Raw genomic sequence first — 13228 nt, 5'->3', positions numbered from 1 at the left:
GCGCTTGCAGACGGATGACGCGGAAGCGCCCCGCCTGTCAATTCGCTTTTGACATCCAACGATGAGCCGGGCCAGTTACAGCACGTTCAGCGGTGCGTCGCGCGATGTGTCCAACCGCGCCTGACGCAGCAAATAGCGCATCGCGGCGCGCGCGGCCTCGACATCGCCGGCGACGATGGCGTCATACACCGCTTCGTGCTCACGCATGGGATCGCGCGGATTGGCGCTTAATTTCTGTTTGAATTCCGTGGTTAGCCGCACCGCTGCCCCCACTGACACCCCCAACGTGCACAGCGGATCATTGCCCGTCGCATCCAGAATCGCCAGATGGAACTCCTGATCGGCAGCCTGCCCGGCCGCATGCGCCAAGCCAAATTTGCGCATGCCCTCCAGCGCGTTCGTCATGGCCTCGATATGCGCGGGGGTGCGTCGCTCAGCAGCCAAAGCCGCCGCCTCGGGCTCAACCACGGCGCGCAGTTCGAAAAGATGCACCACCAGCGACAGGTCCGGCCCATCAGAAAAAGCCCAGCGCAGCACGTCCGGATCCAGCAGGTTCCACGACCGGCGCGGCAACACATGGGTGCCCGCCTTGGGCTTGCTCTCAACCATGCCCTTGGCAATCAGGATGCGGATCGCCTCGCGATAGGCGGTGCGCGACACGCCCATCCGCTCCGAAGCATCCACTTCGCCGCCCAACGATTGGCCGGGCAACAGTTGCTTTTGCAGAATGCGAGTACCGATGTCCTGCGCGATAGATTGATGCAAGCGCAGGCCCGAACCCGTCGAACGGAGTTGACCCGAAACCACTAGCGACCTCGTTTGCAATTATTTTGCGCACTCTTACGTCACGGTTAATTTTTTTCAACCCAATTATTCAATTTGCCTAAATTCAGAAATGGCAAAATAGAACAAATCGGCATTGAAAAACCCACTTCACAATCGGGCGAACATGGCAAACAATATTTCGGGGTTTTGCCAGTTCCCTCCGCGAAACAAGGGCCAGCCGGACGCGTTTTTGGGCGGAGGCGCGATTCGCATTGGCTGACAATCAGCCACCACCCCTTACCCTGTACGAATTGACTGATTTATGTGACACAAAACCCGACAAAGGCGACAATACGCCGAAATACGCAGGTGCAAAATCGGGCGCGAAAGCCAATCCTGAACGGCGCCACAGGCCCTGTTATACCGCCATTTCCCCGACCGCCGGGTATTTTTGCGTCAGCGATATTGCGGCGCAGCAGCGGCGTTGGCGGCGGATTTTTTTTGACATATTGATATACCAATATACAAATTCGGACATCGACGCTGCATGAGGGCCACGACGATGACCAAGAAAAATCTGCTGCTTTCCACCTGTATCCTGTCGCTGGGGATGTTCAGCGCCCCCGCCTTTGCCGAAGAGGCGCAACCCGCCGCCGAGCAGGGTTTGGGCGAAATTGTCGTCACCGCGCAACGCCGCGAGCAAAAGCTGCAGGACGTGCCGGTGGCCGTGACCGCCTTTGCGCAGGCCACCATTGCCCAGCTGCGCCTGAACGACGCGATCCAGACGTCGAAGTTCGTGCCGGGCATGATCTCGCAGCACAACGCGGGTCTGGCCTCGGCCAACGCCTATTACCTGCGCGGCCTGGGCAACAGCCAGTCGACCGCCACCTTTGACGCCCCCGTCACGACCTATGTCGACGACGTCTATGTCGCGCGTCAGAACGCCAACAACTATGCCTTCTTCGACACCGAGCGCGTCGAAGTGCTGCGCGGGCCGCAGGGTACGCTGTTTGGCCGCAACACCACCGGCGGCGCGATCAACGTTATCATGAAGCGCCCCAAGGACCATTTCGCCGCCACGATGGAAGTGACGGCCGGTTCCTACGACCGCTACACCGCCAAGGCCTCGGTTGACATGCCGATCTCGACCAGCGTGCTGTCCAAGCTGTCGGCCTTCTATGTCTCGGACAAGGGCTATCTGCGCTCGATCACCACGGGTGAAAAGCTGAACGGCGAGACCAGCTGGGGCATGCGCGGCGACCTGCGCGTGCTGGCCAGCAGCAACCTCAAGCTGGACATGTCGGCTGAATTCACCCGCAACGCCAGCACCTATTCGGGTATGCGCTCGGTGGCGGGCGCCAGCCCCTATGTCGTGAACGGCGCCACCGTGCCGGTGTTCTATGAAACCGCCACCGGCCTGTACAAGACCGAATGCACCCAGAACAATGTCTATACCCTGCAACTGCTGGGCAAGGGCAATTGCAACCTGTCGATGAACACCGCGCTGATGTTCAAGGGCGCCTATGATCTGGGCAATGGCTCGATCGAGTATATCGCCGGCTATCGCCACCTCAATCAGGGCTATATCAACCAGTACGACGCCAATACCACCAACCCTTATGCGGCGTATATTCTGGTGGACAACGGCACCAATGATCAGTGGTCGCAGGAGGTGAAGTATAACACCAGCCTGTTCGACAACCGTCTGCACCTGACCGCCGGCCTGTTCTATCTGCAGGAAATCAGCAACGACCGTCAGACCACCTTCAATGGCGGCACCACGGCGTTCCGCGCCATTCAGGACTCGATCTACCGCTTCAAGGCCGAGACCGCCGCAGGCTATGCCCAGGGCGATGTCAAGGTGACCGACGCGCTGACCGTGACGCTGGGCGGCCGCTTCACCTGGGAAAAGAAGACGCTGCACTTCACGCCCTCCAGCCAGTTCGCGGGGCTGGGTTACAGCGATGCGACGGTGCTGGGCTATGGCATCCCGCTGGCGCAGTCGATCAACAAGTTCACGCCGCGCTTTGCCGTGTCGTACAAGGTTGATCCCGATGTGATGCTGTTCGCCTCGGCCACCAATGGCTTCAAGTCGGGCGGCTGGAACGGCACCGCGGCGGTGGCCAGCTCGGCCGTGACCTTCCGCCCGGAAAAGACGTGGTCGTATGAAGCGGGCGTCAAGTCCGAGTTCTTCAACCACAAGCTGCGCGTCAACATCACCGGCTATATCGCCCGCACGCAGGACCTGCAGGCGACCGCGGCCGTGATCAGCCCGGTGACCGGCGTGACCGCCTCGCTGCCGTTCAACGCGGGCACGCAGGTGGTCAAGGGCGTCGAGATCGAGACTTCGGCCAAGCTGGGTGACTTCACCCTGTTTGCCAACCCCTCGTTCATGCAGGCCAAATACACCTATATCACGCCCGCCACCACCGCGCTGACCACCGCGCTCAGCCCGGTGCGCACGCCCACCTTCCAGTTCAGCGGCGGCGTGGCCTATGAAAAGGCCGTGGACGCGCTCAAGGGCACGATCGGGGCGAATGTGGCATGGCGCCACAACTCGCCGTACTGGGTCGCGGTGCTGAACACCACGCACACCCTGACCGAAGATTATGTCGACATGGGCGTGACCTATCGCACCGCCGACGACAAGATCAGCATTGGTTTCGACGTGTCGAACCTGACCAAGCAAAAGACGATCACGGCCAACTTCCTCTCCCTGTTCCCTGGCGATCCGCAGCGCTTTACCGCGCGGCTGAAGCTGAAGATCTGAGGAAGGGGGCGGCCGGGCTTATGAGGGAGCCCGGCCGTCTTTCCCTGTTTGCAAGCGAGGGCTGCCAGCAATGGTGGCCCTTTCTTGCACAAATGCCTGTCGCGGGCCGCTTGCCCCGGCGCGGCGCCCGGTTCACAATTCCACCTGTCGGACAAATGGCCGGGCAAAATGGCCATGGCCGCCACATCCCGCCACACCTGATGGCTGAAATTGCGCCTGTTGCGGGCGCGCACACCCCGTTTGCAAGGAAGCTTCGAGCAGATGAGCACGATCGTCGGCACAAGAATGGTCAGCGATGGCAAGACCGCCCGCCAGATTTTCGAGGACGTGATGGCCAATCCCGCCCGCACCAAATTCGGCTTTGGCGAAAGGCTTGCGATCGTCAACATCGACTTCCAGAACGCCTATACCCGGATCGACCGCTACAAGACCGCCTATGAGACCGACCCGCGCCAGATCGAATATGTGAACACGATCAGCGCGCTGGCCCGCAAAAAGGGCATGCCGGTGATCTGGACGCATGTGGCCTATGCGGACGATGCCTCGGACGCGGGCGTGTGGGGCACGCGCACCGATACGCCCGACAGCTTGCAAAACATCAAATATGACAGCGACCGCCACGCCTTTGATGAGCGCTGCGAAATCCTGCCCGGCGACACAGTGTACACCAAGCGCATGCCCTCGCCGTTCTTCGAGACGCCGCTGCAAAGCCTGCTGGTCTGGCACAAGGTGGACACGGTGATCATCACCGGCGGATCGACCTCGGGCTGTGTGCGGGCGGGCGCGGTTGACAGCCTGTCGCGCGGCTATCGCACGATCGTGCCGATCGAATGCTGCGCCGACAAGCATGAGAGCTATCACTTTGCCAATCTGACCGATTTGCAGCTGAAATATGCCGATGTCGAACCGGTGCAGACCGTGATCGACTGGCTGGAGGGCCGCCCCGATGCGTGAAGGAGCGCCCGATCCCGAACTCTATGATTTTCAGCGTTACCACGCGCGCAAGCCCATCGCGTGGCCCGGCGGCAAGAAGGTAGCGGTCTGGGTCTCGCCCAATCTGGAATATTACGAGATCGATCCCCCCGCCAACCCGCACCGCAAAAGCTGGGCCAAGCCGCACCCCGATGTCGTGGGTTACGCCCACCGCGACCACGCCAACCGTGTGTCGCACTGGCGCATGGCCGATGTGATGACCAAGCATGGCTTCCCCGGCTCGGTGTCGCTGTCGGTGGCGTTGTGCCAGCATCACCCAGAGGTGGTGGCCGACGCCAACGCGCGCGGCTGGGAGTTTTTCTCCCACGGCATTTATAACACCCGCTATTCCTATGGCATGGACGAGCGCCAAGAGCGCGCCATCATCGAGGATTCGATCCGCACCGTGCGCGAGGCCACCGGCCAGACGATCCGAGGCTGGCTGGCGCCCGCGCTGACCCATACGCCGCGCACGCTGGATCTGATTGCCGAATATGGCATGGATTACACCTGCGACCTGTATCACGACGATCAGCCCTTCCCGGTCAAAACGGCCAGCGGGCGGCTGATTTCGATGCCGTACAGTCTGGAGGTCAACGACCACTACGGCTTCTTTGTCTATAACATGAGCCCGCGCGAATATGCCCAGACGCTGATCCGTCAGTATGAGCGTCTGGCCGCGGAGGAAAGTGGCACGGTGATGTGCATCCCGCTGCATTCGTACCTGATCGGTCAGCCGCACCGCATCGGCCCGTTTGAGGAAGTGTTGCGCCACATCGCCGCCGATGACCGCGCATGGATTACGCGCGCGGGCGACATTGCCGATGCTTGGCATCAGGCAAATGGGCACGCCGCGCAGGAGGACGGACAATGAGCCTCGACCCGACCTATCTGGAATATCCCAAGCGCGCGCAGGGTTACGACCACGCGCTCTATCCGTACAGCACCCTGCCCAGCCGCCCCGCCGTGCAATGGCCGCAGGGCAAACGGGTGGCGGTGTGGTTCACGCTCAGCCTGGAATGGTTCCCGATTACGCCTTCGGACACACCATTCCGCGCGCCGGGCCATATGCAGACCGCATATCCCGACTATCGCCATTACACGTCGCGCGAATATGGCACGCGGGTCGGCTTTTACCGGTTGCTGGACGCGTTTGACCGGGTGGGGGCAAAGGTATCGGTCGCCACCAACGCCGCCATTGCCGAGCGTTACCCGCAGGTGATCGCCGACATCGTGGCGGCAGGGCATGAGATCATCGCCCATTCCACCGACATGAACGGCACCATCGCCAGCACTCTGCCGGTGGAAGACGAGCGCGCCCTGATCACGCAGAGCCTCGCCACGCTGGAGCGCGTCAGCGGCACCCGCCCGCGTGGCTGGCACTCGATCGCGCGGTCGCAGTCCTTTGCCACGCTGGACCTGCTGAAAGAGGCCGGGCTGGACTATTGCGTTGACTGGGTGAACGACGAGATGCCCTATGCGTTCAACAATGGCTTGTACAACCTGCCGCTGAACCATGAGCTGTCCGACCGCCAGATCATCAATGTGCAGCAACAGTCGATCGACAGCTATGCCCAGCAGGTCCTGGACGCCTATGACTGGCTGAAGGCCGAGGGCGAGGCGCTGAACACCGCGCGCATGCTGCCGCTGCACATCACGCCCTATATCATCGGCCTGCCCTATCGCATGGACGCGTTCGAGGCGTTGCTGGCCGAGCTGGCCGCCCGCCCCGACACGTGGTTTGCCCGTGGCAGTGACATTCTGGACGCGTTTCGCGCCGCATAAAGGACATTTCCCATGAAAGCCTATGAAGTTGGCCCGCAGACGGGCCTGGACAGCCTGACAGCCGTCACCCGCCCCACCCCCACCGCTGGCCATGGCGAAGTGGTGATGAAGGTGCGTCTGGTGTGCCTGAACAACCGCGACATTCAGGTGCTCGAGGGCCGTTATGGCGCCAAGAAGGCCGAAACCCGCATCCCCGTGTCGGAAGGCGTGGGCGAAGTGATCGAGGTGGGCGCGGGTGTTTCGACCGTGGCCGTGGGTGACCGCGCCGTGTTTGCCCATTTCGTCAACTGGCTGGATGGCGATTTCGCGCCTACCTATTTCACCAAGGATCTGGGCATCACCGATGACGGCTGGCTGGCCGAATATATCAAGGTGCCCGGCAGCGCGCTGGTCAAGGTGCCCGAAGGCCTGTCGGACGAGCAGGTCGCCCCGCTGGCGTCGAGCGCTCTGACCGCGTGGAACGCCGTGGTCGAAGTGGGCAAGGTCAAGGCTGGTGACATCGTGCTGGCGCTGGGCACAGGCGGCGTCGCCATCTGGGCGTTGCAGATCGCCAAGGCGGCGGGCGCCAAGGTGATCATCACCTCGTCCAGCGACGACAAGCTGGAACTGGCGCGCAAGCTGGGCGCGGACATCACCATCAATTACCGCACCCACCCCGATTGGGAGGCCGAGGTGCTGAAGGCCACCAATGGGGCGGGCGCCGACATTGTGGTCGAAACGGGCGGCTATGACACGCAGGCCAAATCGGTACTGGCGGCCGCTGCCAATGGCCGCATCGTCTTCGTCTCGGTCGCCCCGCGTGAAGGCGCGCCGGCGATGAACATCGGTCTGGTGATCTATAAAAACCTGATCCTCAAGGGCATTGCCGAAGGCAGCCGCGCCATGTTGCAGCGCCTGCTGCGCGCGATTGCCCAGCACAATATCCAGCCGGTGATCGACAGCACCTTTGCCTTTGACGAAGCGCCTGCGGCCTATGCCCATCTGAAGTCGGGCAGCCATGTGGGCAAGATCCTGATCAAGGTGGCCGAATAACGCCTGCCATCCGCATGCCGGATGGTAAGCGAAAGGCAAGCAATCGCGGTTAAGCACAGGGGCGCGGGATGGTGACACACACCGCCCGCGCCCTTTGTCTTGCACCGGAGTCGTCGCCTTGCCTCAGCCTTTTGCCCGCCGCCTGTCCGCTGTCGTGATGGCCGCCGGGATGGCCGTTCTGTTGTCTGGCTGTGTCGGGGACGCGGTGACCGCCGTGGCCAAGGCACCGTTCAAGGTCACCAGCGTCGTGTGGGACACGGCCACCACAAGCCAGGCCGAAGCCGACCGCAACCGGGGCCGCAAGATGCGCCAGCAGGACGAATATATGGCCCGCCGTTACGGCGACTGACGCCCCCGATCAAACCGGGCGGATCAAACCGGACGGGGGACGTTCAGATCCATGCGGATGTTGAACCGGTCCGACCGATAATGCGCATGGGTGATCAGGAAAGGCCGGTCGTTTTCGTCATAGACCGTGCGGCTGATGCGCAGGATCGCGGCGCGCGGCTCGATGTCCAACGCCTCGGCCAATTGGGTGTCGGCCAGGATCGCGCCGATGGTCTGCTCGGCGTGCTTGGCGTGGAACCCGGCCTCGTCCAGCAGGCGCAGGATGGGCGCGCGCACCAGCGTCTTTTGCGTAACCACGCCCTCCAACTCGGCCGAGACATAGGACACGACATAGCCCAGCGGTTCGCCATCCAGACAGCGCACACGCACCGCGCGCACCACCTGTTGCCCCGCCGCCAGTTGCAACGCGCTGGCCACGGTATGGGGCGGGTTTTCGGTCGCCACCTCGATCACGTTGACGGTCGTGCCCTGCCCCAGCGCCAACAGCGAATCCACCGCCTGATCGATATTCGCCTCGATCGGCTTGGCGGGCGAGCGGAACGTCACGCGGGTGCCCAGCCGCCGCTTGCGCTCGACATAGTGGTTCAGCGCCAGATCGCCCAGCACGCGGCGCGCCGTGATGCGGCTGACGCTGTACATCTCGGCCAGTTCCTGCTCGGTCGGCAGGGCACTGCCATAGGGACGTTCACCGCTCAGGATCTCGTCGCGCAATTGCAGAAAGATCTGGTGGTACAGCGGCACCGCAGCGTCACGATCGACCAATTCCCAAATCCCTTCACCAAATGGCGGCAGCCGGGCGCAAGGCGCAGCGCCAAGGCCTGTATCGACAGCTTTTCGGGCAGGGGCCTTAGGCGTTGTCGTGCAGGCTGACAATGTAACTTTCGGCCAATAGTGTCCCTCTGTCAGGAAATACGATCGATTTCCATGTGATTTTTATGGCGTTGGCGATGGTGTGGCGTTCAATCGGCCTCGCCCTCCCCGCCAAACCGGGGATAGGGTCCCAACGGCAGCAACAGCAATCCGCCCAGGATCAGGCACCCAACGCCGCCCAGCAGCACCGCCCCATAGCCGCCGGTCACGTCAAACGCGCGGCCATAAACCACCGGGCCAAGACCGCCGCCCAGCGCGATGACGGTATAAAAGCAACCGTAAATCGTGCCGTAATTGCGCCGGCCAAAGTAACGGGCGATCAAATAGGCCAGCAGATCGAATTCAAACCCCGCGCCCAGCCCCAGACAGACCACCGCAAACAGCGCCTGCGGATGGGTAACGCCCGTGTGCGAGAGCAGGAAACTGCCCAGTGCCGGCACCATCAGCACCGCCAGCGCGCAGCCCGGCGCCCAGAACCGATCCAGCAGCCACCCCCCGATCAACCGCCCGGCAATCACCGCCAGACCAAAAGCGGCGGTAATGCTGGCGATGTCCATCCGCGCGAAACCTTTGGTTTTCAGGATGTTTTCCATATTGGGCGTGGGCGCCGTCAGGGCAAAGGCGATCAGCAGGAACGCCCCGGCCATCACCCAGAACCCGCGCGAACGCACCGCCTGTGCCAGTGTCAGCCCCGTGTCATCGGCAGGCGCGGCATCAACATCCGCCCCCGCCACGCCCGCCACCGGCGGTTCACGCAACAGCCACGCAACGATGGGAATGCCGATGATGATCGGCAAAGCGCCCACCACGCCAAAGGCCACGCGCCAACCAAACTCACCAATCAGCCATGCGGAGAAGGGCTTGATCAAAAAGCCTGTCAGCCCCGTCCCCGTACTGGCCACGCCCAGCGCCAACCCGCGATGGCGGTCGAACCAGCCGTTGACCACCCGCGTCCATGTGGCCGACAGGGTGCCCGCGCCCACGATGCTCATCACCACCCATTGGCCGTAATAGAACCACAGATTGCCCGTCGCCAACCCCAGCGACATAAAACACAGGCCAAACAGCCCCAGCGACCACAGCGCCACCCGCCGCGCGCCCCAGCGGTCCAGCAGGAACCCCGCCGCAGGGCCCGACGCCATCACCACCAGCGATTGCACCCCCACGCTCCCCATCAGCGCGGTAAAGCTCCAGCCGAACGCCTTGGCCAGTTCGGGGGCGAACATGCCGATGGTGTAAAACGGCAAGGGCGACAGCCCCAGCGCCACCCCCACCATACCGGCGGCCACCACCGTCCAACCCTTTGCGCTGTCGCGATAATCATCGGCCGGTGCGATGGCGGGCGATGCGGTCTTCAGGCTGGCCAAACGGGCATTCCTTTCAATTGTCGGGGACCGGGCGGGCCGGTGTCCACCCAGCGGGAAAAACGGTGGCACATCCGCGCGCTTGGCACTGGACAAGTGCCGATTGATGCCACACAAATACCCATATTCCTATATCATATTTGCCATCAGCCATGGGCACACCGGGCGATGCGGCAATGCAGCAAAGTGGAGCGATGATGCGTCCAGCGGCCAAGGATTTCCCCGCATGACCGAGCAGCGGAAAAACCCCCTTCCCGGCACGCCCGCCGATCTGCCGCGCCAATATGTCGCAACGCCGCAGGGGCTGGTGCATTACCGCGTGGCTGGGCCGGTGACCGGGGCCGCGCGCACGCTGGTGATGCTGCATGATTCGCCGCGCTCGTCACGGCTGCACCGCGATGCGATGGTGGCCCTGTCGGCCGCGCACCCCACATGGCGGATCGTCGCGCTGGACACGGCCGGATATGGCAATTCCGATAGCCTGACGCTGGATCAACCTGAAATCGCCGATTTTGCCGCCGCCTTGGGCGCGGCGCTGACGACGCTGGGCCTGTCGCGCGCGCCGCTGTACGCGACGCATACCAGTGCCAAGATCGCGCTGGCCCATGTCGATGCCGCCGCCCCAGACGCGCGCCCGTGCCGTCTGGTACTGGACGGGCTGTCGATGCCCGAAACGCTGGCGTCTGCGGAATTTGTCGCGGCCTATATGCGGCCGTTTGTGGTAGATGACGCGGGGGCCTATCTGGCGGCGGAATGGGGGCGCACGCGCGACATGCTGCGCTGGTTCCCGTGGTTCTCCCGCAATGCACAAACGCGCATCCCGATGCAGGCCCCTGATGCGGCCTGGATCGAGGATTATGGCATCGACCTGTTTGCCGCCGGACCGTCCTATTCGGGCGCCTATGCCGCGGCGATGCGCTATGATCCGGCGCCGGCCTTGGGGCGGGTGGCGGTGCCCACACTGGTCGCGGCCAAGGCGGATGACGTGTTGATCGGCTATTTGCCCCGCGCGGCGGCGGTGGGCAGCGCGCAGGTCACGACGCAAAGCCTGAGCGCCGATCGTGGCGAATGGCTGGCATGGCTGGGCGCGATCATGGCGGAAACAGTCTGCGATCCCGTTACCCTGCCCACAGCGCCCAGCGATGGCGCGCGGGCCTATGTGGGCAATGGTGCGGGCGGACAGATCCACCTGTTCCGCCATGGCCCCGCCACCGGCACGCCGGCGCTGGTGATCGAGGCCCCCACCACGCTGAACGCCCGCGCATGGGCCAGCGCGCTGGCCCAAACCATGCCGGTGATCGTGCCCGAACTGCCGGGTCTAGGCGACAGTGATCCCCTGTCCGCACCCTCGCTGGAGGCCTATGCCGATGCGCTGGCCAACATGCTGCGCGCGTTGGGCGTGGGCGCGGTGCCGGTGCTGGGCATCGGGCTGGGCGCGGGGATTGCGGCGGCGCTGGCCGCGCGCGCGCCCGATCTGGTGGCCAGCCTGTTGATCGATGGCGCGGCTCCGCTGGACACCGATGCCGCCGCCGCGATGGCCGCAGGGCTGGCCCCGCCCATCGCCTATGACGCACAGGCGGGCGGGCATTTGCACCGCATCTGGCATATGTTGCGCGATAGTCAGGCGCAATGGCCGTGGTTTGCCCATGACCTGTCGGCGATGCGCCGCCTGCCGCCGGTGCTGGATGGGGCGGCGTTGCATGACGCGCTGAACGCGGTGTTGCGTCAGCGCCTCCATTGGGCGGACGCGGCGCTGGCGGCGTTGGCCGTGCCTGATCCGGCGGGCTTGTGGCGGGCGGTGCCTTGTCCATTGCGCGTCTTGGCCCATGCCGATCCCGCCCATGCCGATGCCGCCGCCGTCGCCGCGCTGGCCCCGCAAGGCACCACCCTGCCCCGCCCCGACGCGCTGAGCGAGGCCGCTGCGCTGGCGCTACGCTGTTTCGCGGATCCACAGGCCATCCCCGCCCTCGCTACCCAAGGTGCCGCATGACCGCTCCTGCCCCCTCCCGTTACGGCTATGCGTGGTATGTCGTCGCGCTGCTGACGCTGGCCTATGCGCTGGCCATTCTGGATCGCGTGTCGATCAGCCTGTTGATCGTGCCGCTGCAAAAGTCGCTGCATATCAATGACACGCAATTCGGCCTGTTACAGGGCATGGCCTTCTCGATCGTCTATAGCGTGCTGGGCCTGCCGATGGGGATGCTGGTCGACCGCTGGCGGCGGGTGCCGATCCTGTTGATCGGCCTGACGGTGTGGAGCATCGCCACCGCCGCCTGTTCGCTGGCTGACACGTTCTGGCACCTGTTTGCCGCGCGCATGATGGTGGGCGTGGGCGAGGCCGCGCTGGTGCCGGTGGCGACATCGCTGATTGCCGATCTGTTCCTGCCCGGTATGCGGCCCAAGGCCTATGGCGTGTTCACCACCGGCAGCACGTTCGGCACGGCGGCGGCGCTGGGGCTGTCGGGGCTGTTTCTGGGCTGGGCCGATGGGCTGATCGCGGGGATGCCGGGGCTGTTTGGCCATATGCAGCCATGGCAGATCGTGTTCATCCTGTGCGGCGCGCCCGGCGTGGTGCTGGCGCTGGTGTGCCTGTTGACGGTGCGTGAACCGCCCCGCCGCGACGCCCCCGTGGTGGCCGAAGCGGACGCTCCCGGCCCGTTCAGCCTGCGCCCGATTGTCGGCCTGATCGCCAGCCGCCCGATGGCCTATGGCGGGTTTCTGCTGGGCTCGGTGCTCAATCTGGTGTGCGTGTACGCGATTGTCGGCTGGTTTCCGGCGCTGTTCATCCGCGTGCATGACTGGACGGCGGCGGCAACGGGCAAGATGCTGGGGCTGGTCAGCCTGCCGGTGTCGATCTTTGCCGCGGTCAATTCGGGCTGGGTGATTGTGTGGCTGGCGCGGCGTGGGCATTCGGACGCACCGGTGCTGGTGGCGGGCACTTGCGCGGCCTCGATGGTGGTGCTGGGCACGGCGGCCTGTCTGGCGCCCACGGCAACGATCGCGCTGGTGTTCTATGTGCTCAATGCCCTGTTTGTGAACTGGAATACCTCGGCCGTCTACGCCGGGCTGGCGCAGATCACCCCCAACCACCTGCGCGCCCAGATGATGAGCGTTCACACCATCCTGTCGGGCCTTGTCGCGCTGACGGCGGGGAACGCGATTGTCGGCTTCCTGTCCGATTATGTCTTTGCGTGGAAGGCGGGGATCGCATGGTCGCTGGGGGTGGTGTTCTTTGGCTGCGGGCTGGCCTCGATGGCGGTGTTTGCGGCGGTGCGGCCGCATTTCCGCGCGGCCAGCGCGGCGCAGGTTCAGGAGGATTGAG

The 13228-nt window shown here is 64.0% G+C and carries 12 protein-coding genes; 9 read left to right on the top strand and 3 right to left on the bottom strand.

Annotation, left to right across the window (positions count from 1 at the left end; translation table 11 throughout):
• Nucleotides 1-75 precede the first annotated feature (75 nt).
• Nucleotides 76-765 carry a FadR/GntR family transcriptional regulator gene (locus tag GTZ99_RS05645; protein WP_227711120.1) on the bottom strand — a complete coding sequence of 230 codons (690 nt, stop codon included), beginning with the start codon at nt 763-765 and terminating at the stop codon, nt 76-78.
• A gap of 272 nt (nt 766-1037) precedes the next feature.
• Here GTZ99_RS05645 and GTZ99_RS05640 point away from each other — a divergent pair, with 272 nt between their 5' ends.
• From GTZ99_RS05640 to GTZ99_RS05610, 7 genes are all read left to right on the top strand, one after another.
• Nucleotides 1038-1316, top strand: a complete 279-nt coding sequence (locus tag GTZ99_RS05640; RefSeq protein ID WP_161717305.1) for a hypothetical protein — start codon at nt 1038-1040, stop codon at nt 1314-1316.
• Between the two features lie 11 nt (nt 1317-1327).
• On the top strand, nt 1328-3535 hold the full coding sequence (locus tag GTZ99_RS05635; RefSeq protein WP_161717304.1) for a TonB-dependent receptor: 2208 nt from the start codon (nt 1328-1330) through the stop codon (nt 3533-3535).
• 261 nt (nt 3536-3796) lie between these two features.
• Nucleotides 3797-4489, top strand: coding sequence for an isochorismatase family protein (locus GTZ99_RS05630; RefSeq protein ID WP_201742387.1), 693 nt, complete (start codon nt 3797-3799; stop codon nt 4487-4489).
• Nucleotides 4482-5381 (top strand): polysaccharide deacetylase family protein, encoded by a 900-nt coding sequence (locus GTZ99_RS05625; RefSeq protein WP_161717303.1) that lies wholly within the window; start codon nt 4482-4484, stop codon nt 5379-5381. Before GTZ99_RS05630 ends, GTZ99_RS05625 begins: the two co-directional genes overlap by 8 nt.
• Nucleotides 5378-6292: a polysaccharide deacetylase family protein gene (locus tag GTZ99_RS05620; protein WP_161717302.1), complete on the top strand. Its 915-nt coding sequence runs from the start codon at nt 5378-5380 to the stop codon at nt 6290-6292. Before GTZ99_RS05625 ends, GTZ99_RS05620 begins: the two co-directional genes overlap by 4 nt.
• Before the next feature lie 12 nt (nt 6293-6304).
• Nucleotides 6305-7324, top strand: a complete 1020-nt coding sequence (locus tag GTZ99_RS05615; protein WP_161717301.1) for a zinc-dependent alcohol dehydrogenase family protein — start codon at nt 6305-6307, stop codon at nt 7322-7324.
• A gap of 169 nt (nt 7325-7493) precedes the next feature.
• Complete coding sequence (locus GTZ99_RS05610) at nt 7494-7673, top strand: hypothetical protein (RefSeq protein ID WP_227711119.1); 180 nt, start codon at nt 7494-7496, stop codon at nt 7671-7673.
• A gap of 23 nt (nt 7674-7696) precedes the next feature.
• On the opposite strand, the gene GTZ99_RS05605 is transcribed toward GTZ99_RS05610, so the two are convergent.
• Nucleotides 7697-8434: a GntR family transcriptional regulator gene (locus tag GTZ99_RS05605; protein ID WP_227711118.1), complete on the bottom strand. Its 738-nt coding sequence runs from the start codon at nt 8432-8434 to the stop codon at nt 7697-7699.
• 197 nt (nt 8435-8631) lie between these two features.
• Nucleotides 8632-9909, bottom strand: a complete 1278-nt coding sequence (locus GTZ99_RS05600; protein ID WP_227711117.1) for an MFS transporter — start codon at nt 9907-9909, stop codon at nt 8632-8634.
• A 223-nt stretch (nt 9910-10132) separates the two neighbouring features.
• Between GTZ99_RS05600 and GTZ99_RS05595 the strand changes: the two genes are divergently transcribed.
• Nucleotides 10133-11896 carry an alpha/beta hydrolase gene (locus GTZ99_RS05595; protein WP_161717299.1) on the top strand — a complete coding sequence of 588 codons (1764 nt, stop codon included), beginning with the start codon at nt 10133-10135 and terminating at the stop codon, nt 11894-11896.
• Entirely contained in the window at nt 11893-13227 is a 1335-nt protein-coding gene (locus GTZ99_RS05590) for an MFS transporter (RefSeq protein ID WP_161717298.1), read from the top strand. The genes GTZ99_RS05595 and GTZ99_RS05590 overlap by 4 nt, the downstream gene beginning before the upstream one ends.
• Nucleotide 13228: the final 1 nt, after the last annotated feature.

Origin of the sequence: Novosphingobium ovatum, from assembly GCF_009909235.1 — a bacterium.
In the GTDB taxonomy this organism is placed as follows: domain Bacteria; phylum Pseudomonadota; class Alphaproteobacteria; order Sphingomonadales; family Sphingomonadaceae; genus Novosphingobium; species Novosphingobium ovatum.
The sequence above is the reverse complement of the archived record's forward strand: the minus strand, read 5'-3'. Positions and strand labels throughout refer to the sequence as shown.